At 69.2% G+C, this 20394-nt stretch carries 17 protein-coding genes; 14 read left to right on the top strand and 3 right to left on the bottom strand.

Features of this window, described 5'->3' with window-relative positions:
* Window positions 1-52: 52 nt before the first annotated feature.
* Window positions 53-1624, top strand: a complete 1572-nt coding sequence (locus M8445_RS10015) for a DAK2 domain-containing protein (RefSeq protein WP_273990880.1) — start codon at window positions 53-55, stop codon at window positions 1622-1624.
* Window positions 1625-1717: 93 nt separating this feature from the next.
* On the opposite strand, the gene M8445_RS10010 is transcribed toward M8445_RS10015, so the two are convergent.
* The 3 genes from M8445_RS10010 to M8445_RS10000 form a co-directional block, all read right to left on the bottom strand.
* Window positions 1718-3922: a VWD domain-containing protein gene (locus M8445_RS10010; protein ID WP_273987626.1), complete on the bottom strand. Its 2205-nt coding sequence runs from the start codon at window positions 3920-3922 to the stop codon at window positions 1718-1720.
* A gap of 210 nt (window positions 3923-4132) precedes the next feature.
* Window positions 4133-5122, bottom strand: a complete 990-nt coding sequence (locus M8445_RS10005; RefSeq protein WP_273987625.1) for an acetamidase/formamidase family protein — start codon at window positions 5120-5122, stop codon at window positions 4133-4135.
* Between the two features lie 209 nt (window positions 5123-5331).
* Window positions 5332-7089, bottom strand: a complete 1758-nt coding sequence (locus M8445_RS10000; RefSeq protein WP_273987624.1) for a bifunctional metallophosphatase/5'-nucleotidase — start codon at window positions 7087-7089, stop codon at window positions 5332-5334.
* 151 nt (window positions 7090-7240) lie between these two features.
* On the opposite strand from M8445_RS10000, the gene murF reads away from it, so the two are divergent.
* The 13 genes from murF (at window position 7241) to rpsI (ending at window position 20363) form a co-directional block, all read left to right on the top strand.
* Window positions 7241-8536 carry a UDP-N-acetylmuramoyl-tripeptide--D-alanyl-D-alanine ligase gene (murF, locus tag M8445_RS09995; protein ID WP_273987623.1) on the top strand — a complete coding sequence of 432 codons (1296 nt, stop codon included), beginning with the start codon at window positions 7241-7243 and terminating at the stop codon, window positions 8534-8536.
* A 99-nt stretch (window positions 8537-8635) separates the two neighbouring features.
* Window positions 8636-9397, top strand: coding sequence for a hypothetical protein (locus M8445_RS09990; RefSeq protein ID WP_273987622.1), 762 nt, complete (start codon window positions 8636-8638; stop codon window positions 9395-9397).
* Between the two features lie 430 nt (window positions 9398-9827).
* Window positions 9828-11006: a type IV pilus assembly protein PilM gene (pilM, locus tag M8445_RS09985; RefSeq protein ID WP_273987621.1), complete on the top strand. Its 1179-nt coding sequence runs from the start codon at window positions 9828-9830 to the stop codon at window positions 11004-11006.
* Window positions 10999-11700: a fimbrial assembly protein gene (locus tag M8445_RS09980; RefSeq protein ID WP_273987620.1), complete on the top strand. Its 702-nt coding sequence runs from the start codon at window positions 10999-11001 to the stop codon at window positions 11698-11700. Before pilM ends, M8445_RS09980 begins: the two co-directional genes overlap by 8 nt.
* Window positions 11690-12325 carry a type IV pilus inner membrane component PilO gene (locus tag M8445_RS09975; RefSeq protein ID WP_273987619.1) on the top strand — a complete coding sequence of 212 codons (636 nt, stop codon included), beginning with the start codon at window positions 11690-11692 and terminating at the stop codon, window positions 12323-12325. Before M8445_RS09980 ends, M8445_RS09975 begins: the two co-directional genes overlap by 11 nt.
* Window positions 12322-13566 carry a hypothetical protein gene (locus tag M8445_RS09970; protein WP_273987618.1) on the top strand — a complete coding sequence of 415 codons (1245 nt, stop codon included), beginning with the start codon at window positions 12322-12324 and terminating at the stop codon, window positions 13564-13566. The genes M8445_RS09975 and M8445_RS09970 overlap by 4 nt, the downstream gene beginning before the upstream one ends.
* A 3-nt stretch (window positions 13567-13569) precedes the next feature.
* Entirely contained in the window at window positions 13570-15588 is a 2019-nt protein-coding gene (locus M8445_RS09965; RefSeq protein WP_273987617.1) for a secretin N-terminal domain-containing protein, read from the top strand.
* Window positions 15589-15696: 108 nt separating this feature from the next.
* Window positions 15697-16845: a chorismate synthase gene (gene aroC, locus M8445_RS09960; RefSeq protein ID WP_273987616.1), complete on the top strand. Its 1149-nt coding sequence runs from the start codon at window positions 15697-15699 to the stop codon at window positions 16843-16845.
* A gap of 90 nt (window positions 16846-16935) precedes the next feature.
* A complete protein-coding gene (locus tag M8445_RS09955; RefSeq protein WP_273990879.1) occupies window positions 16936-17625 on the top strand; it encodes a shikimate kinase in 690 nt (229 codons plus the stop codon).
* Window positions 17612-18718 (top strand): 3-dehydroquinate synthase, encoded by a 1107-nt coding sequence (aroB, locus tag M8445_RS09950; RefSeq protein ID WP_273987615.1) that lies wholly within the window; start codon window positions 17612-17614, stop codon window positions 18716-18718. Before M8445_RS09955 ends, aroB begins: the two co-directional genes overlap by 14 nt.
* A 25-nt stretch (window positions 18719-18743) precedes the next feature.
* Window positions 18744-19169 carry a type II 3-dehydroquinate dehydratase gene (gene aroQ / locus M8445_RS09945; RefSeq protein WP_273987614.1) on the top strand — a complete coding sequence of 142 codons (426 nt, stop codon included), beginning with the start codon at window positions 18744-18746 and terminating at the stop codon, window positions 19167-19169.
* A gap of 364 nt (window positions 19170-19533) precedes the next feature.
* Window positions 19534-19959 (top strand): 50S ribosomal protein L13, encoded by a 426-nt coding sequence (gene rplM / locus M8445_RS09940; RefSeq protein WP_189063469.1) that lies wholly within the window; start codon window positions 19534-19536, stop codon window positions 19957-19959.
* A 2-nt stretch (window positions 19960-19961) separates the two neighbouring features.
* Entirely contained in the window at window positions 19962-20363 is a 402-nt protein-coding gene (gene rpsI, locus M8445_RS09935) for a 30S ribosomal protein S9 (protein WP_189063470.1), read from the top strand.
* Window positions 20364-20394 lie beyond the last annotated feature (31 nt).

Raw genomic sequence — 20394 nt, 5'->3', positions numbered from 1 at the left:
GACCCCCCAGCCCGCCGGGCACGTCACCCTGACCCCCGCGACCCTGGCACACATGCTGCGCTACGCCACCGACTGGCTCGGCGTGTACCGCGAACAGGTGAACGCCCTGAACGTCTACCCTGTCCCGGACGGCGACACCGGCACGAATATGCACCTGACCATGCAGTCCGTGCGGCGCGAACTCGACACCTGCGACGAGAACTCCATGCCGGGCGTGGCGCGCGCCATCAGTTACGGCGCGCTGCTGGGCGCACGTGGCAACAGCGGCGTGATCCTCTCGCAGCTGCTCAAGGGCTTCGCGGACACCATCAAGGACACGCGGGAAGTCGATACCGCCACCCTGATCCGCGCGTTCCAGGCGGCGCAGAAGACCGGGTACGGCGCGGTCATGAAACCCGTCGAGGGCACCATCCTGACCGTTGCGCGCGGCGTGGCCGAGGGCGCCGCGCTGCCCCGCGAGACCGACAGCGCCGAGGGCGTCCTGGAACAGGCCCTGTTCCGCGGGCAGGAACTGCTGGACCAGACGCCCGACATGCTGCCCGCGCTGAAGCAGGCGGGCGTGATCGACAGCGGCGGCCAGGGGTACCTGTACCTCGTGCAGGGAATGCTGGCCGCGCTGCGCGGCGAGGCGCTGCCCCCCGCCCCCGAGATCACCAGTTACGCGCAGGAGCAGTTCGAGAACGAGGAATTCGGGTTCTGCACCGAGTTCCTGATGAGCCACGCCACTGCGCCCATCGAGGAAATCCGTGAACTGGTCAGCCCGTTCGGGGACAGCCTGCTGGTCGTGGGCGCCGAAGGGTACGTCAAGGGCCACATTCACACCAACCAGCCCGACGAACTGCTCGCCACGGTCGGCCGTCACGGCAAGATGCTCAAAACCAAGGTCGAGGACATGAGCGAGCAGCACACGGAAATCCTCGGTATGGCCGGAGCGTCCGCCCGCGCCGAGGAGGAAATCCAGCCCAGCGGACTGGTCGCCGTGGCGAACGGGTACGGCCTCGTGAAACTGTTCCGGTCGTTCGGGGCGCGCATCGTGTCCGGCGGGCAGACCGCCAACCCCAGCGTGCAGGACATCGTGGACGCCGTCCGGTCCGTCAGCGCCGAGCAGGTCATCATCCTCCCGAACAACAAGAACGTCCTGATGGCCGCCGAGAAAGCCATGGAACTCATGGAAGGCCGCGCCGTCGTGATTCCCACCCGCACGCTCGGGCAGGGCATCGGAGCCGCCCTGAACTTCAGCGCGGACGTCCCCGCCGCCGACCTCGTGGACGCCATGACCGAGGCCGCGCGCGCCGTCACGACCTTCGAAGTCACGCGTGCCAGCCGCACCACCAACATCACCGTGAAAGACGGCCGCACCCTGGATATCGCCGAGGGCGATGTGATCGGCCTGATCGACGACGAACTCACCCAGAGCGGCGGCACGCCCGAAGAGAGCGTCATGGAAATGCTCAACCGCCACTTCAGCGGACAGGAGATCGTCACGGTCTTCAGCGGCCCACAGAAAACCCAGGAGGACCTCGACGCCCTGAGCACCAGGATCCGCGCCGCATTCCCCATGGTCGAAGTCGAAGCGCACGCCGGCGGCCCCGACCTGTACGACTACCTCGTCACGCTGGAGTGAGAGCCGTGGGGTGAGTGGATCACATCGCCGCAGAGAAAGGCCGGAGGATCCTCCCTCCGGCCTTTCCGCTGTTCCTCCTGCCTACTGCCCTGTTCAGCGGCAGTCCCCGGCGGGCACAGTCACGGTCTGGGTGGTCATGAAGCGGTTGTTGGCGGTGCTGGCTTCCGGGAAGTACATGCCGAAGTTCACGCGGGCGGCGTAGGTATGCGGGCCGGGTGCGCTGGTGGGCTGCGTGGCGGGGTAGTACACGGGAACGGTCACGGTGGCGCTCTCGCCAGGGGCCAGGGCGGGGAGGCCCACGCCGTTGCCACGGTACCCGGCGCTCAGGGTCTCGTCGCGGGTGTCCACGACCTGCGCGAGACCCACGTCGCTGCGGGCGGGGCTGGCGGCCGCGCCGACGTTCCGGACGGTCACGCGGGCGGTCACGAGGGGCGCGCCGCTGGCGCAGGTGCCGCTGTACACGGCGCTGAACGCGGTGACGGTCAGGTCCGGCAGGGCGAGGCGCACCTGATCGCGGGCGGGTTGCGTCTCGGCGCTGCTCGCCGCGAAGCGCGGATTGTCCGTCAGGGCCACGTCGGTCACGCAGCGGTCCAGCAGGAGGGGGTCGGTGACGCCCGCCGCGCGGCAGGTCGCCTCGGCGCCGGCGGCTGCGCCGGCCGGGACGACCGCCGGCGCGGACGGAAAGGCCGGGTCATCGAAACCTCCGAAGCGTTCACCGGTGTCGTACACGAACAGGGACTCGGCGGGGTTCGGCACCCGCCAGGACTGCCCGAACACGCCGTACAGGTCGGCGGTCGTCACGGGACTGCTCAGGGCCGCGCCGCCCCGCGCGGTCAGGTCGTTCGTGGTCACACCGTCGAAGTTCCCCCACACGCCCCGCACCCACCCGCGCCGGACGTCCGGGAGGGTCAGGCGGGCGTCCAGATACCCGCCGTTGTTCGTGATGGCCAGCCGCTCCCCGCCGGGGAAGTCCAGGGTGTACACGTTGCCGCTCTGCGTGACGCGGTGCCCGCCGCCCAGGTCCAGGCCCCCGGCGGGCACGTCCGTGCGCACGCCCGCCTCGCCGATGCGCAGCGCGGGGATCATTCCGGCGTACACGCCGACCTTCTGCCCGTTCATGCGGGTGGCGACCGCCGTGTTCACGCTCACGACGCGGCTGCCACCCCAGGGGCGCTGGCGGGCCTGCACGCGGAAGTCGTCGGTGGTGGCCTGCGTCAGGTCGAACTCCCCGACCGCCTGGAATTCCAGGGCCGTCTGGTCCAGCGTGATCAGGTGCGGGTCGCCCCAGCTGACCGCCGGAGGGTTCGGCGCGGCGGCCTGCACCGTCACGTCCCGACCGGCCTCGTTCCCGCCCCGGATCGCCATGCGCGAGTCCGGCGTGAAGCTGCCCACGAACGTCCCGTCGTTGTACGCGTACACGCGGACCTTCACGGTCTGCCCCGCCGGGAGTGTCCCCGCCGGGATGCTGAAGCTACGCGTCGCGCCGGGCAGGTCCCCGGAGCGCCAGCCGGTTCCCGCGCCCCCCGTCACCCAGGTCGCGGACACCACGAACCGCTGCGGGCTGCTCGCGGACGTCCACGCGACCGGCAGCGCCGCCGATGCCGCGAGGCTACTGCCCGCCGCCGGGGCCGTCAGGGCGGGCACTTCCGGCACGACGTCTGACGCGAACACCAGGCACTCGCCCACCCGCGTCAACAGGTTCAGCGGCGCACCCACCGCCACGGGAGCCGGGAGGGTGCCCTGGTACAGCCCCCCACCCGAGAGGCCGAGATTCACGCCGTTCACGGTCACAGTCGCTGCGCCGCCCACCCGGACGTTCTGCGACTGCGCGCCCATGTCCGTGCCCTGCACCGGGTAGCGCGCGCACACCAGCGGCCCGCCGGACGCCGGAGCCGGGGACATCGCTGCCGCCAGTTTCGGGTCGCCCAGCGCCACCACCCGGAAGTCGTACCGCTGCCCGTTCTTCAGGCCCTTCACCCGGAACGACATCGGCCCGCCCGCCTTGCCGGACCGCAGGGGCTGCGCGGTCAGCTTCTGGCTCCCCTGGTACACGTCGTACCCGGCGGCCCGCGCGTCGCCGGGCCACACCAGCGTCACCGCGCCGTCGTCCGGCAGCACCAGCAGTGGCGGTCCCGTCACGGCCCGCAGGACATTCGGGTTCAGCACCGGCTGAAGCGGACTGAGCGTCCCCGACCCGAAGGTGCCCTGCCCCAAGGTACCCTGTGCCGATGCCGCGCCCAGCAGCGTCCAGGTGACCAGCCCGCCCATCAGCATTCCCAGACCCTTCGCATTCATCATGAGTCCTGCCTCCTTCCCGGCTTCCTGGCCGGGTTGAACGCAGCTTAGAAAGGCCCCCGTGAGCGGCCCATGATCACCCGAGCTGTGGGCATGATCAGGCACACCCGCCCCAACCCAGCGTGATGGCGGGCTTCGCGCAGGGCGATCTGTCACACATACACAAGGCGGATGGCAGATGGCGAAGGTCAGCACGCCTTCTGCCTTCCGCCTCTAGCCTTCTGCCCCACCAAAGATGTCGAGTGGCAGGAAGGCACTGACGGTGTAGTTGGGGGCGTCGACGATCTGGCTGATTTTCAGGTCCACGCAGGCACTGGCCAGCACGTATGCCTGCTCCAGTGTGAGGCCACGCGCTTGCAGGCGGCGCAGCAGGGCGCGCAGGGCGGTGCGGGCGGCGGTCATCAGGTCCGGGTGGTGGCCGGTCGTGGCGTGCCACTGCCGGCTGGTGCCGCCGCTGGTGGGGGTGGTGAATTCGGGGGTGGTGACGCCCGCGCTGCGTTCCACATGCACGCGCAGCGTGAGCTGCCCGGCGGTTTCGATGCCGGTGCCCGAGAGTTCCCCGTCGCCCTGCGCGCCGTGCAGGTCCCCGCACGACAGGAGCGCGCCGGGCACCTCAACCGGCAGCCAGAGGGTGCTGCCAGTCACGAGTTGCCGGATGTCCATGTTGCCGCCCACATGGCGTGGCGGCGCGGTGGGGTGCGGGCCGGTCGCGGCGGGGGCGACGCCGATCACACCGGGGAACGGCGCAAGGGGCAGGCGGATGCCGGGCAGGAAGTCGGTGTGGGTGCGGGCGCGCAGGTCCCAGAAGTGCGTGTAGGGGGTCAGGCCCTCGGCGGCCAGCGCGGCGTCGAGCAGGCCGATGCCGTCGGGTCGGCAGCCGGTCCAGCCCCAGGTGGCGGTCTGCACGTCCAGGATTTCGATGCGCAGAGCGTCGCCGGGTTGCGCGCCGCGCACGTGAATGGGGCCGGTCAGGGGGTGCCCGCGCGGGCCGGGGCGTTCCGGGTGGGCGTCCGCGACGATCAGGGCGCGCAGTTCCGGCGGGGCGTTCAGGTCGCCTGCCGCGACCCGGCGGGCCACGCCGCCGTCCGAGGCGTCCAGGGTGGCCAGCGTGACCGTATCGCCACTGTCGAGGGTCAGGGCAGGAGGCAGGGCCTGATCCCAGACCGTGTGAATGGCGCCGGTGCCGAGGTGATGGTGGGTCATGCCGTTCAGGGTACGGCAGCGCCCGCCCTCCACGTTGGAAGGGCGGGCGCCAGTTGGGCAGGCCGGGCAGTCAGCTCATACGGATTCCGTCTGTTTCGTTAACAACCCGGAACCACACCGGGTTGCCAACTCCACGCCCGGATCCTCGTTGCTCCTGCTCGCTCCGCTCGGATTGAACGGTTTTTACAAACCATTCCATCGGAGTCAGCTCAGAGCTTGGTGATGCGGCCCTTGACCACGTTCTTCAGGCTGGGTCCGAAGGCCTTGAGGTACTGGCTGAGGACGTCGGTGTCGCTCAGGCCGGGGAGCTGCACGACGTTGGTGGCGGCCTTGAACACCGTGAAGTTGTCGCCGCCGGCCGCGAGGAAGTTGTTGGTGGCGACGCGGTAGGTGGCGGTGGCGCTGATGGGCGTGCCGTTCAGGGTGATGTCGGCGATGTTCACGCGCTGCCCGTCGGCGTTGCCCAGGGTGTACTTGTACTTGAAGCCCTCGGAAACCTGCAGGAGTTTCACGGCGGCGGCGTTCGCGCCGCTCCACTGCTGTTCCAGCAGGTCCTTGATCTGCTGTCCAGTCAGGCTGACGACAGTGGTGGTGTTGCCGAAGGGGTGCACGGCGAACACGTCACCGAAGTTCACGACGTTGCCGGGTTTGATCTGGGTGGTGTCGGGCAGGTCGGCGCGGATGCCGCCGGGGTTCATCAGGCCGATCTGGGTGCCCTGGTTCTTGGTGGTGTAGACCAGCGCGTCGGCGATCACGTCGCCCAGCGGGGACTCGGTGTTGCGGGCGTTGCTGACGCCGCGCTGGATCTGCGCGTCACCCAGCGTGGCGACCTGCACGTTCTTGATCGCGGCGACCTTGGCGTCAGCCTTGGTGATGATGGCAGTCATGGCCGCGTCGCGCGTGCCGTTCGCCTTGCGCTCGTCGTAGTTCACGACCAGGTTGGCGGCCGCCACGGTCATGACCTTGTGGTTGGCCTTGTCGACGGTCAGGTCGAGGCGCTGCAGCAGGTGACCGTAGAAGTCGCCCTGGATGACGATGCGGTCCTTGCCGGTCGGGTCGGGCACGAGGCAGTTGTAGCCCTGGTGGCTGTGGCCGCTGATGATGGCGCTCACGGCAGGATCGACGCGTTTGGCGATATCCACGATGGGGCTCTTCTCATCCAGTACCTTGCAGCCCACGGTGCTGTAGTTCACGTCCTGGTTGATAGGCTTGCCGTCCTTGTCAAGACGGACGATCTCGCCGCCCTCGTGGATCAGCATGATGATCGCGTCGGGTTTCTGCTTCTTGATTTCCGGGATGTACTTGTTGACGGCGGCGGCCTCGTCGGTGAAGGTCAGGGCCTTGATGCCGTCGGGGGACACGATGCCGGGCGTGGACTTGGTCACGGCGCCCACGAAGGCGATCCGGATGCCGTTGATGTCCTGGATGATGTACGGCGCGAACGGTTTGCCGGTCTTGCCGGAGGTGGCGTTGTACTCGACGTTTGCGCCGATCCACTTGAAGGTCGCGCCGGTGTAGGTGGTGTCGTACTGGCAGGCCTTGGTGGTGTCGTTGCTGGCGCAGCCGCCGTTTTGCATGCGGAACAGTTCGTCCAGACCCTGGTCGAACTCGTGGTTGCCCAGGGCGCTGACCTTCATGCCCATGCCGTTCAGGGCGTACACGGCGGGTTCGTCGCGCAGCAGGCCGCTGCTGATGGGGCTGGCGCCGATCAGGTCGCCGCCGCCCACGAAGATGGTGTTGGGGTTGGCCTTGCGGGCGTCGCTGACTTCGGCGGCGATGGCCTCGATGCCGCCGGCGCTGATCTTGGTGCCGTCGGCCTTGGTGAAGCTGGTGGGCGCGAGGTTCCCGTGGAAGTCGTTCAGGCCGAGGATGGTGACGTTGACCGGTTCGGGGGTGCGGGGCGTTTCGGTGCAGGCGGTCAGGCCGAGGGCCGAGGTCAGCAGAAGCACAGCGGTCGATTTGTTCATGTAGAGCACATTGTACGCACAGAAACGTCAGCTTTTGGAAAGGTCAGGCCGTCCCGCAGCTGACCCGGTACACATCGCGGCAGCGCTGGCCAGAGGTTCTGGACGGCCGCTGCTCATGGGGGCGTGGTCAGGGCCGGTATGCTGGTGCGTCATGGTTGATCCCCTGCTGCCCCTGCCGTTTGCCGCTGCTGTTCATCCGGAGGCCCGTCCGGCGCGGCGGCTGACCTGGGATTCGCGTCAGGTGTCGCCCGAGGTGGCGTTCGTGGCCCTGCCCGGCGAGTCGATGCACGGGAACCGGTTCGTGGAGGCGGCGCTGGCGGCGGGCGCCCCGTTCGTACTGACGGACCTGGATGTGCCGCGCGCGGTGCGGGTGCCGGACGCGCACTCGGCGCTGCTGGCGTGGGCGCGGGAGCAGCGGGCGCTCAGTCCGCTGGTGGTGGGCGTGACGGGCAGCGCGGGCAAGACCACTGCGAAGAGTTTCGTGGCGGCGGCGCTGGACGCGCACTTTATGCCGGTGTTCAACACCATGCCCGCGATTGCCTGCTTTCTGATCGAACTGGGCGCTTCCGGGCGGCCGCTGGTGGTCGAGATGGGCATCGACCGGTTGGGCGAGATGGCCGAGCTGGTGGACCTGGTGCGCCCGGATGTGGGCGTGATCACCAGTATCGGCCCGGCGCACCTGGAGCAGCTGGGCAGTATCGAGGGCATCGTGCGGGAGAAGGGCGTGATCCTGCGCAGCGTGGACGGACAGCCGGTGCGGGCGCTGGTGGGCGCGCAGGCGGCGGCCTACTACGCGGGCGTGGACAGTTACGGGTTCGGGGACGTCACGCATGCGGGCGAGGACCTGACGGTGACGCCGCAGGGCGCGTCGTTCCGGTTTGCGGGCGTGCCCGTCACGTTGCCGCTGGCGGCGCGGGTGCAGGCCGAGGCGGCGGTACTGGCCCTGACGCTGGCGCAGCAGGCGGGCGTGCCACTGCCAGAGGCGGCGGCGCGGCTGGCGGCGGTCAGTGTGCCCGGCGGCCGGTACCGGGTGCATCCGGGGCGGTTCACGGTTATCGACGATGCGTACAACGCCTCGCCCGTGGCGGTGCGGGCGGCGCTGGACGCCCTGAGCGGCTGGCAGGGACGGCGGATCAGTGTGCTGGGGCGCATGCTGGAACTCGGGCCGACCGAGCAGGAACTGCACGCCGGGGTGGGCGCGTACGCACGCACGCACGCGGACCTGACCTTCGGGGTGGGGGCCTTCGCGGCCGAGCTGGGCGAGCGGGCCTTCGCGAGCGTGCCGGAACTGCTGGACGCGCTGCTGGCCGAGGTGCGGGACGGGGACGTGCTGCTGGTCAAGGCCAGCCGGGGCATCAGCTGGACGCCCGAAAAACGCGCGCGGGAGGGCGTGGGACTGGACGTGGTCGTGAACGCCCTGCTGGCCGCGCGGGATGGGCTGGAATAACCGGCCCGGGGGTGCAGCACCGGCCAGGGGTGGTGGGCGGGAGCCGCTGGCCGGTGTGGCCCTCACGGGACGCTGGGCTGGGCGCGGCAGAATGCGGACATGGTTTCCCGCGCCTCCCGCTTTGGCCGCCTGCGTTCCCTGGTTGTCCTGCTGTCCCTGCCGGGCTGGGTGGCCGGCTGCGCGCCTGCCGCGCTGGAGGAGCTTCCGGCAGCGGCGGCGTTCCGGGCGGCGTTCAGTGAGCAGGGCGTGGCGTGGGTATCCGCTGGCCGGGCCTGCGTGGCGCGCGCCCCGTCGTTCCGCGCAGAGTGCCCGCGCCTGCCGGCCGTGGTGGATGTCGGCTGGAACGGCGGGGACGCCTGGGCAGCCGTTCCTGACCTGGGGGTGATCGTCACGCTGGACCGCGCGGCGCGGACGGTGCCGGTTGGTCAGGCCGCAGCCCTGAGCGGCGCGCAGGTGTACCGGCAGGACGGCAGCGCCGTGAGTTACGCGGGAACGCCCACGGCCGTCCGTTCCCTGACCGGCTTCCCGTCGTCCGCTGTGACCGGAGGGGACGGCCGCGAGTACGCCCTGGTGGACGGCGCGGTGAGGCGCGTCTCTGACGGGGCCACGTTGTCGCGGGGGGCGGCGTTCCTGAGCGTCACGCTGGACGGCGCGGTGGGCAGCGCGGCCCCGCAGGTGGGGACGCCGTGGGGCACGTACCGCCTGACCGGGCAGCAACTGGAACGCGTCGACGCGGCGGGGCGGGTGGTGACGGGCGTTGCGCACGGGCCGGGCCGGGTCGGGCGGGTGGGGGCGCAGATCGTCACGGTGTCCGGGTCGGGGGCCGTGCGGACCTTCAGCGCCGACCTGGGTGGTCCCTGATCGCCAGCGCCAACCGCGCGCCGCAGGGATGGCGTTCCGGGGTCCACGCCCCCGGAAGGGGTGTGTCGGCGCTCTGGACCTGCGCGCGCCGGCCGGGGCAGCAGGCCGCGTGAGCAAGATGAAGGGTACTGTGTGGTGTACTGCAACTGCCTCAGCCCGGGACGCCTTCATGTTCGGGGTGGATTCAGGGGCAGGTCCACCCTGCGTACCCCCTCGCCTCACGGGGTACGCCGGCGCAGGAGAAACGCCTTGCTGCACGCACCTCCCAGCTTCTTCCGGGGGTGTCAGAGTTCCGTAAGCGTGAAGGTGATTGCATGGTGCTTACATGCCTGTCCAGCCGCCTCACTTCCGTCTTCCCACCTCTGCTCCCTCTGGGCCCGCACGACGCCAGATGAGTGAATGCTAAAATCCGCGTGATCCTGGAGGGAGAATGTCGAGTTTCCTGAACCGTCTCTTAAACCCACGCCCGAATGCCCTCGGCGTGGAAATCGGCACGAGTGCCATCAAGGTCGTGGCCCTGCGCCCCGGCTCACCGCCTTCCCTCCAGCACGCCGTGATGGTGCCCACCCCCATCGGCAGCATGCGCGACGGGCTGGTGGTCGAACCGCAGGCCGTCGCGACCGAACTGAAAAACCTGCTGGCCCAGCACCGCATCACCACCAAGTACGCCGTGACCGCCGTCCCGAACCAGGTGGCGGTCACGCGTAACATCATGGTGCCGCGCATGGAACGCAAGGACCTGCAAGAAGCCATCAAGTGGGAAGCCGAGCGCTACATTCCCTACCCCATCGACGACGTCAGCCTGGACTTCGACCTGCTTGACGACCTGAGCACCATCCCCGAGGACGGTCAGATGGAAGTCGTGATCGCCGCCGCACCCACCGAGGCGATCGCGCGGCAGATCGAGGTGCTGCGCCTGGCGGGCCTGGAACCGACCGTGGTGGACCTCAAGAGCTTCGCGTCGCTGCGCGCCCTGCGCGGCAACCTGCTGGGCGAGCACCTGACCAAGAGCACCCTGACCGGCACGAACTACACCGAGGCCGGCGAGGTGGCGCTGGTCATGGAGATCGGCGCGAGCAGCAGCGTGATCAACCTCGTGCGCGGCGACCGGGTGCTGATGGCCCGTAACATCAACGTGTCCGCCGACGATTTCACGACCGCGCTGCAGAAGGCCTTCGACCTGGACTTCAGCGCCGCCGAGGACGTGAAGCTCGGGTACGCGACCGCCACCACGCCCACCGAGGACGAGGAAGACCTGCTGAACTTCGACATGGCCCGCGAGCAGTACAGCCCGGCGCGCGTGTTCGAAGTGATCCGCCCGGTACTGGGCGACCTGATCACCGAGATCCGCCGCAGCCTGGAGTTCTACCGTGTGCAGAGCGGCGACGTGGTCATCGACCGGACCTTCCTGGCGGGCGGCGGCGCAAAACTACGCGGACTGGCCGCCGCGATCAGCGACGCACTGGGCTTCCGGGTAGAGGTCGCCAGCCCCTGGCTGACCGTGCAGACCGATCAGGCGAACGTGGACACCGGGTACCTGCAGGCCAACGCGCCCGAATTCACCGTGCCGCTGGGGCTGGCGCTGCGGGGGGTGACCAACCGTGGTTGAAATCAACCTGCTGCCGCAGCAATACCGCAAGCAGTCGGAACCCAGCGCCTGGCGCTTTGCCACGTACGCCCTGATTCCGGTCACGGTCGCCGCCCTCCTCATTCCGGAAGTCATGACCGCCACGCGCGCCGGGGACCTGCGCAAACAGATCGACAGCCTGAACGGCGAGGCCACCGCGCTGGCCCCCGTCAACCGGGAGTACGGTCAGCTGACCACCGAGAAGACCCAGCTGGAGCAGATCACCGCGATCGCCAACCAGCTGCGCGAAGGCAAAACCTACTGGACGAACGACCTGGCGGCCTTCACGGCGCAGCTGCCGACCGGCAGTGGCGTGGCCGTCAAGAGCATGACCATCAAGGCGCTGGACGCCAACGCCCTGAGCAGCCTGCAGCAGACCGGCGTGTACAGCGGCAAGAACGTCGGCCGGGAAATTGACCTGACCGGCTCGGCATCCAGTCAGCAGGCAGTCGTGACGTTCCTGCGGACGTTCGAGACCAACCCGAATTTCGGCGTGAACTTCCGGTCCATGCAGACGGACAGTGCTACCGGACAGTACTCCTTCAGCGCCAGCGTGGGCATCGTGCAGGAGGCCACGGCTACGGCGTCCGCGACCGATCCGGCCACGCCGGGCAGCGCGCCGGCCGCTCCAGCCGCGCCGGCCGGAACCACGCAGGGGGGCGGCAGTGTTAACTAAACTCTCTCCCAGAAATCTGTTCTTCGTAGCGCTGGGCGTGTGCCTGATCATTCTGGCGCTGTACTTCACCATGCGCTTCACGCCCCGGCAGACCGAGATCAGTAACCTGCAGGGCGAACTGGATACCATCACGACCCGTGTGACCACGCTGCGCTCGAACGCCCAGCGGGTCCCGGCCCTGCGTGAAGAGGTCGCGAAACTCAAGGTGCAGCAGGACGAGTTCCTGGCCGCGCTGCCGCAGACCGCGAACTTCGGCGGGGTACTCGACGAGCTGCGCCTGACGACCAGCGCCGCCGGAGCGACCATGAACAGCTTCACCGTGCAGGGCGGTAATACGGCGGGCCTGCCGGCCGGCGTGCGGCCCATCGGGCTGAACGTGGCGGTCAGCGGGCGTTTCGCTCAGCTATTCCAGATGCTGCGCTCAGTGGAAACCATGAGCCGTTTCACGACCGTGAACAACGTGGCCCTGCAACTTCCGACCGCAACGACGTTTGATCCCACGCTGGAAGGCACGCTGGCCCTGACCGTGTACACTTTCGACCCGGCCCAGGCGACCCCGGCTGCCGGTGAGACGCCGCAGGCTCCAGACGCCCCGAACGCCGCTCCCGCAGGAGGCACCCAGTGACGCGAGCGCCCGTGAAACTCTCCCGTGAGATGAAGCTGCTGCTGCTGCTGCTGCTCATGGTCGCCCTGATCGGCCTGTGGTACCTGCTGACCAACCGCAGCGCCAGCGATGAACTGGCCAACCAGCCGCAACCGCCCGCCGTGACAGGCGGCCCGGGTGACGACACCATTCCCGTCACGCCCGCCCCCACCCCGGAAACCGGTACGGAAACGCCCAGCACCGCGCCCGGCGTGGCCGTGCAGCCCGACGCGCCCGTGCAGGTCGAGGTGATCCCGCCCTTCCCCACCGACGGCAGCGCCACCGACCCCACGACCTCCACCGACGTGCCGCCCAGCCCGTCCGGCATTAACCCCGAGGCGGCGCTGGCTTCCGTGCCCGGCAACAACCCCTTCCGGCCCCTGCAACTCGACGCCTCCGCGTCGGCGGGCGGCGACTCTGGCACTCCGGCCACCACGCCGGTCTCCACGCCCAGCGCGGCGCTGCCCGAGCCGGTCACGGTTCCCACGAACCCCGACTCGTTCGGTTCGGCGGACGGTCCCCTGGCCATCACGCCCCTGCCCGGCACGAGCAGCGGCTCCGTGTCGGGCGCCGGGCCGCTGCCAGTGTCTCCCATTCCTGGCGGGGACGGCAGCACCGGCAGCGCCGCTTCCCCCGTGGTCGTGACGCCCATCCCCGGCGGGACCGAGCCAGTCGTGATCACGCCGGGAACCGGGAACGGCACCACTGGAAGTAGCGGTACGGGCAGTAATGGCAGTAACGGCGCAGGCAGCAACGGGACCGGCACCGAGCCGACCCCCGCGCCCATCAAGCCCCCGGTGGCGGGCGTCAGCGTGCCCAGCGTGACCCGCGTGCCCACCCTGACCCCCCAGACCAGCACTCCGGTCTCCGGCACCGGCACCTCTTCCGGCGCTGCGGGCGCAGGCGGCGGCACCTCCGCGCCCGTGACGGGCACGCCCCGCCCCGGCACGCCGCAGGTCATCACGGACCTGGGCAGCGGGAACGCCAGCGTCCCGACCCTGAATGAACTCGACTCCTTCGTGCAGGCGCAGGACCTGGCGTTCAACGCCGTGGTGCTGGGCCCCGTGAACACCGCCATCTTCCGCAGCAAGGACGGCTTCGTGGTCGTGTCGGTCGGTCAGACGCTGCCCGACACCAAGGTCACCGTCAAGGAAGTCACGGCGACCAGCGCCACACTGAGCCTGGGCAACAACTCGAAGACACTCGAACTGGATAAAAGGTGAGCCATGACTAAACGCTTCGCATTCCTCCTGCTGACCGCCGCGCTGGGCATGGCCACCGCGCAGACCTCTCCCGCCACCCCGGCCGCACAGACCAGCACCGTGGCCGACGGCGCGCTGTCCGGCGCGAACGTGACCATCGAGATCGGCCGGTACGGCGGGCCGCTGTCGAGCCTGCTGGCCGCGCTGGCCAAGGCAGCCGGGTACGGCCTGATCCTGGATACCAACGTGGACGCGCTGCCCTCGGCGGCCGGTACGGCGGCCCCCACCACCGAGGCAGGCACCGGCACCGCCGGTACGGCCGCCGCGACGGGCACGGCCCGCCCGGTCGTGTACTCCTTCCAGAACAAACCCTTCAATGAGGTCTGGCCGCTGCTGATGGACGTGTACGGCCTGAGCTACGACGTGGTGCGCCTGAGCGGCGAACCGGTCCTGCGCGTCAGCAACACGCCCATCCAGCGCAACGTGACCCTGAAGAACGCGGACGCCACGCAGGCCTCACAACAGGTGAAACTGTTCTTCGGGACGCCCACCTACAGCGAAACGCCGCAGAAGGACGCGCAGGGCAACACGACCGGCGTCCTGCGCACCCTGGCGGACGTGAAACTGGATTCCGCGACCCTGCGGATCATTCCGGACGTGCGCAGCAACAGCGTGATCATTCGCGGCACGAACAAGGAAGTGGCCGAGGTCACGCGCCTGCTGGGGCAACTGGACAGCACCCCTGGGGCCGGGACCAGCGCGACCACCACCGAAACGCAGACCGTGCAGCGCGTGTACGCCGTGAAGGGCGCGCAGGCCGACATCGTGGCCGTGCTGGCTGCGCAGTACCCGGGCCTGAAGGTCACGCCAGTCGGGCAGACCGGGCAACTGGTGATCACGGGACCGCAGAACCAGCTGGACGCCGCCGTGACCCTGCTGGGTCAGGTGGACCGCACCTCGCCCGTGGTGGCTGGTGCGCAGATCACGCAGCGGGTCTTCCAGCTGGTGAACGCCAGCGCCGAGGAAGTCAAGGCGACCCTGGAAGGTGCGCTGGCCCGTGAACTGAGCAGCACTTCCATCGTGCCGAACGCCACGCTGATCGACCCGACGACCGGGCAGCCGTACACGACGGGGGCGCTGGCGAACGCGCCGCTGAACCCTGTGTCCAGCACGACCGGCACCGGCACGGCGGCGACCGACACCAAGGCCGCCACCGCGTCGATCATTGCGGACAAGCGGACGAACACCCTGATCGTGCGCGGCACGGCGGATCAGGTGGCGCAGGTGGCCGAACTGATCCCGAACTTGGATCAGCGGGTACCGCAGATCAACGTGCAGGTGCGCATTCAGGAGGTCACGGAGACCGCCAGCCGCAGTCTGGGCATGGACTGGAAAGCGGGCTTCGGGGGCTTCACGGTCAGCGCGGGCAGCGGCGGGCTGGGCGCGGCCTTCGATCCGACGCGCAGTCTGGTGGGCTTCAACCTGGGCGCGACCCTGAACACCCTGCAGGGCCAGGGCCTGAGCAAGAGCGTGTACGACGGCGCAATCACCATGCAGAGCGGTCAGCGGTCCCTGGGCAGCGGCACCAGCACCCAGAATGCCTCGGGTTCGGCGGCTGCCACCATCAAGAGCGGCGGGCGACTGGAGCTGAACATTCCCTCGACGGCGGCGAACGTGGCACCCATTCAGAAGCAGATCGATTACGGCGTGAACCTGGACTTCTTCGATCCGCAGGTCGCGCCGGACGGCACGATCACCATGCGGGTGCGCGGCCAGATCAACGATCTGCGCACGGCCATCACGGCGGATACCGTGCCGAACCTGCTGCAGTTCGTGAACAGCGAGGCTCAGACGACCCTGACCTTCAAGAGCGGCGAGACACTGCTGCTCAGCGGGCTGCTGAAGAATACCGAGTCGACCAACCGCGACGGCGTGCCGTTCCTGTCGACCATCCCGGTGATCGGCGGACTGTTCGGCAAGGAAGCCACCAAGAAGGAGACGACGCAGCTGCTGGTGGTCATCACGGGGAACGTCGTCAAGTAACCCCTCGCGTCCACTCTGCCCCCCTCGCCGCGCGCTGCGGCCCGGGGGGCGTGTTTGTTTGGTCATGCCTGCCGTGCGGGGCGCGGAGGGGCGCTACAGTCCGGTGGTATGAGGTACTTGACCGCCGGGGAGTCGCACGGGCCGCAATTGACGGCCATCATCGAGGGGCTGCCTGCGCAGTTGAATCTGGGCAAGGGTGATATCGACCCGTGGCTGCGAAAGCGGCAGGGTGGGTACGGCCGGGGCCGGCGCATGGTCATCGAGACGGACGAGGCCGAGATCCTGAGTGGCGTGCGGGCGGGCCGCACGACGGGCGCGCCGGTCACGCTGGCCATTGCGAACAAGGATCACCGGAACTGGACGGAGATCATGTCGCCCGAGCCGGGCGGCGAGCCTCGCAAGAAGTCACTGACGGACGCGCGGCCCGGTCACGCGGACCTGACGGGCGGTATCAAGTACCGGCACAAGGACCTGCGGGACGTGCTGGAGCGCGCCAGTGCGCGTGAAACGGCGGCGCGCGTGGCGGTGGGCAGCGTGGCCCTGAAACTACTGGGCGAGCTGGGTGTGCAGGGCGCGAACTACGTGGCGAACCTGGCGGGCATCGAGACGCGGCAGCCGTTCTCTTGGGACGCGCTGGACGTGATCGAGGACAGCGACCTGCGCACGCCGGACGCGGACGCCGCCGGGCAGATGCGCGAACGGATCGATCAGGCCAAGAAGGACGGCGATACGCTGGGCGGCATTCTGGAGGTCCGGTTCCGGGGCCTGCCGGTGGGGCTGGGGTCGTTCGTGCATTACGACCGCAAGCTGGACGGGCGGATCGCGCAGGCGTGCCTGAGCGTGCAGGCCATGAAGGGCGTGGAGATCGGCCGGGCCTTCGAGAACGCCACTCGCCCCGGCAGTGGCGTGCATGACGCGGTGTACTACCGGGACGGGACGTACGCGCGTGACACGAACGGCGCGGGTGGGCTGGAGGCCGGCATGACGAACGGCGAGGAGCTGATCGTGCGGGTCGCCATGAAACCCATCGCCACGCTGATGAAGCCGCTGCCGACCGTGAACGTGGTGTCGCACGAGCCGTCCGACGCGGCCCGTGAGCGCAGTGATACGACGGCCGTTCCGGCGGCGGGCGTGGTGTTGCAGTGCGCGGTGGGCTGGGTGCTGGCCGAGGCGATGCTGGAGAAGTTCGGCGGCGATACCCTGCCCGAATTGCAGGAGCGCGTGGCGGCGGCCCGCGCCTTCGCCCAGGCGTACTGAGGCGGGCGCGTGCTGAGCGACACGCAGCAGGCAGGCGCGGGGGCACTGGCGGCCTTCCTGGCGGGCCTGGAGGACGGCCTGAACGGGCACCTGCGGGAACTTCCGCCGGAGGTGGCGCTCACGGAGGGTGCATCCGTCACGCCGCTCGCCGGGGATTCCCTTACACTGTCCCCCATGTTCAGTTCCGGCCTCATTGAGCGCCCCGTGTCGTGGGTGGCTCTGGCCGGTTTCATGGGGACCGGGAAAAGCCGCATCGGCTGGGAGCTGTCGCGGGCGCTGGCGCTGCACTTCGTGGATACCGACAAGCTGATCACGCGGGTGGTGGGCAAGACCATCCCCGAGGTGTTCGAGCAGGAGGGCGAGGGGTACTTCCGGGCCTGCGAGCACGAGGTCGTGCACCGCGTCACGCGCCTGGAGCACGCGGTGATCAGCCTGGGCGGCGGGACCTTCATTCAGGAGGAGAACCGCCGTCAGCTGCTGGAGCGCGGCCCGGTCGTGGTGTTGTGGGCCACGCCGGAAACGGTGTACCAGCGCACCAAGCACAGCGACCGGCCGCTGCTGCGCGTCGAGGATCCCCTCTCGACCATCCGCTCGATGATGGATGAACGCGAACCGGTGTACCGGCAGGGCACCATTCACGTGCACAGCGACGGGCGGCCCAGCGAGGAAATCGTCGAGGAGATCATCGAGCGGCTGTGGGACTGGGCGGACGTGCAGCACGCCTGGGCCGCCGCCGCGCCCGAGGGTGGCGCCGGGGGGGATCACCGTGCGGCGGATTGAGGTCGGCCACGCCGGAGAGCCCGGTGCCTACACGGTCACGGTCGGCGCGGACCTGCTGGCTGGCCTGAGCGTCCCGGAGCGGCACGTGGCACTCATTCATCCGGTGGACCTGCCACGCGAGTTCGTGGCGCAGGTGCAGGCCGCCCTGAACCCGGCCCTGACCATCGAGGTGCCCGCCCGTGACGACTGCAAGACCCTGGACGTGCTCGGCGGCGTGCTGTCGAGGCTGGCCGGGGCGAACATTCCCCGTGACGGCGCGGTCGTGGGCCTGGGCGGTGGGGCCGCGACCGACCTGGCGGGCTTCGCGGCCGCGAGTTACCTGCGGGGCGTGGCGTTCTACACCCTGCCGACCACGCTGCTGGGCATGGTGGACGCCGCGGTGGGCGGCAAGACCGGCGTGAACCTGCCGGAAGGCAAGAATCTGGTGGGGGCGTTCTGGCCACCGCGAGCCGTGTGGTGCGATACCCGCACTCTGTCCACCCTGCCCGGCGCGGTGTTCCGCGAGGGCGCCGCCGAGGCGTTCAAGCACGGCCTGATCAGTGACCCCAGCCTGCTGGCGCGCGTGCTGGACCCCGAGTTCCGGCCTGGCGGCGCACTGCTGGAAGACACCCTGGCCGACGCGATCGCCGTGAAGGCCGGCGTGGTGACCCGCGACCTGACCGAACGGGGCGAGCGGGCCTACCTGAACTTCGGGCACACGCTGGCGCACGCGCTGGAAGCCGTCACGCATCACGGCGCGGCGCACGGCGACGCGGTCGGGTACGGCCTCCATTACGCCGCGCGGCTCTCGCTGGCGCTGGGCGGCGAGGACCTGACCGCTCACACGCGGGCGTTCCTGCGCTGGCAGCGGCCGTCTCCCCTGCCTGCCCTGACCTACGAGGACGTGGCCCCGTTCATGGCACGCGACAAGAAAGCCGACGCGGACGGCGTGCGCTTCGTGCTGCTGCGCGCCCTGGCCGACCCGTACCTGACCCGCGTGCCCGAGAGCGTCCTGAGAAACGAATTCACGGGCTGGCAGGCGGACCTCGCGGACCTGGGACTGACCCCCGTGACCACACATGCCGCCCCGCTGCACAACCCCGCGCCCACCTGACCCACCGGGGCGGTAGGCTGAGGCCATGCTGCTCGTGCTGAACGGCCCCAACCTCAACCGCCTCGGCCTGCGTGAACCCGGCGTGTACGGCTCCCAGACCCTCGAAGACCTCGAACGGCAGTGCGAAAGCTGGGGCGCGGAACTCGGCACGTCTGTCACCTGCCGCCAGAGCAACTACGAAGGTCAACTGATCGAATGGATTCACGAGGCGCAGGAACAGGGCTTCAGCGGCGTGGTCATCAACCCCGGCGCGCTCACCCACTACAGTTACGCGCTGCGCGACGCCATCGCCGGGCAACCCCTGCCGGTCATCGAGGTGCATATCAGTAACGTGGACGCCCGCGAGGAATTCCGGCATAAAAGCGTCACGGCCGCCGTGTGCCGCGGCAAGATCAGCGGCCTGGGCTTCCTGGGCTACCGCCTGGGCATGGAAGCCCTGACAGAGGCGTGACCAGAGAGATCGCCTGCGCCTGCTGACCCCCACCCCTGCCAGAGAGTGCAAGAAGTGTGTCCAGTCTGTACCTGGGAAGACGAGACAGGCGCGCCCCTGCATTCCGGAGAGATCAGTGACGCCAGTGGCGGCAAGAGAAAACTGGGCTACCCACGGCTGTATTTATCCGGCGTCAACCTGACTGCAGCGCCGCGCATTCCGGCCCGGCACTTGCCCCCGGACCCCGTTTTCTGATAGCCTTGCCTTTAGTGTCTCGTGCTTGGTAGGGCCGAGGCGACCGGGAGGCACCCGGACACACACGTTTTCGTCTCCCCGTCGGAGCGGGGTGTGTCGCAGCCAAATCCCATCTTCATGGAGTTTCACGGTGAAAACCTACATCCCCAAAAATGACGAGCAGAACTGGGTCGTTGTCGACGCAGCGAACGTGCCCCTGGGCCGCCTGGCGACGCTGATTGCGAGCCGCATTCGTGGTAAGCACCGCCCCGACTTCACGCCGAACATGATTCAGGGCGACTTCGTGGTCGTGCTGAACGCCGAGAAGGTCGCCCTGACCGGCAACAAACTCGACGGCAAGGTCTACACCCGTTACAGCGGCTACCAGGGCGGCCTGAAGACGGAAACCGCCCGTGAGGCGCTGAAGAAGCACCCCGAGCGCGTCATTGAGCACGCCGTGTTCGGCATGCTGCCCAAGGGCCGTCAGGGCCGCGCCATGCACCCCCGCCTGAAGGTGTACGCCGGCGAGACGCACCCCCACGCCGCCCAGAAACCCCAGACGCTCGAGGTCAAATAATCATGGCGATTCAGCAACCTGAACAGTTCTACGGTACCGGCCGCCGCAAGACCGCCGTGGCCCGCGTGTTCCTCCGCCCTGGCGAAGGCAAGATCATCGTGAACGGCAAAGAGTTCCAGACCTACTTCCGTGGTCTGCTGCGCGCCGTGCACGCCCTCCAGGCGTTCCGTGAGACCGGCACTGCCGGCCGTTACGACGCCGTGATCACCGTTGTCGGCGGCGGCCCTACCGGTCAGGCCGACGCTATCAAACTGGGCATTGCCCGCGCGCTGCTGAAGGTCAACCCTGACTTCCGCACCCAGCTGAAGCCCAAGGGCCTGCTGACCCGCGATCCCCGTGAAGTCGAGCGTAAGAAGTACGGCCTGAAGAAGGCCCGCCGCGCTCCTCAGTTCAGCAAGCGCTGAATCACGGACTGCTGCGACCCCCGCCCCCTGT

The organism is Deinococcus aquaticus (genome assembly GCF_028622095.1).
Classification (GTDB): domain Bacteria; phylum Deinococcota; class Deinococci; order Deinococcales; family Deinococcaceae; genus Deinococcus; species Deinococcus aquaticus.
This window is presented reverse-complemented; position numbering and strand designations above follow the sequence as displayed.

Bases quoted from the DNA above. Each gene is read 5' to 3' on its own strand.
- M8445_RS10015 (WP_273990880.1), top strand. From the start codon at position 53: ATGCTGCGCTACGCCACCGACTGGCTCGGCGTGTACCGCGAACAGGTG.
- M8445_RS10010 (WP_273987626.1), bottom strand. From the start codon at position 3,922: ATGATGAATGCGAAGGGTCTGGGAATGCTGATGGGCGGGCTGGTCACC.
- M8445_RS10005 (WP_273987625.1), bottom strand. From the start codon at position 5,122: ATGACCCACCATCACCTCGGCACCGGCGCCATTCACACGGTCTGGGAT.
- M8445_RS10000 (WP_273987624.1), bottom strand. From the start codon at position 7,089: ATGAACAAATCGACCGCTGTGCTTCTGCTGACCTCGGCCCTCGGCCTG.
- murF (WP_273987623.1), top strand. From the start codon at position 7,241: ATGGTTGATCCCCTGCTGCCCCTGCCGTTTGCCGCTGCTGTTCATCCG.
- M8445_RS09990 (WP_273987622.1), top strand. From the start codon at position 8,636: ATGGTTTCCCGCGCCTCCCGCTTTGGCCGCCTGCGTTCCCTGGTTGTC.
- pilM (WP_273987621.1), top strand. From the start codon at position 9,828: ATGTCGAGTTTCCTGAACCGTCTCTTAAACCCACGCCCGAATGCCCTC.
- M8445_RS09965 (WP_273987617.1), top strand. From the start codon at position 13,570: ATGACTAAACGCTTCGCATTCCTCCTGCTGACCGCCGCGCTGGGCATG.
- aroC (WP_273987616.1), top strand. From the start codon at position 15,697: ATGAGGTACTTGACCGCCGGGGAGTCGCACGGGCCGCAATTGACGGCC.
- aroQ (WP_273987614.1), top strand. From the start codon at position 18,744: ATGCTGCTCGTGCTGAACGGCCCCAACCTCAACCGCCTCGGCCTGCGT.
- rpsI (WP_189063470.1), top strand. From the start codon at position 19,962: ATGGCGATTCAGCAACCTGAACAGTTCTACGGTACCGGCCGCCGCAAG.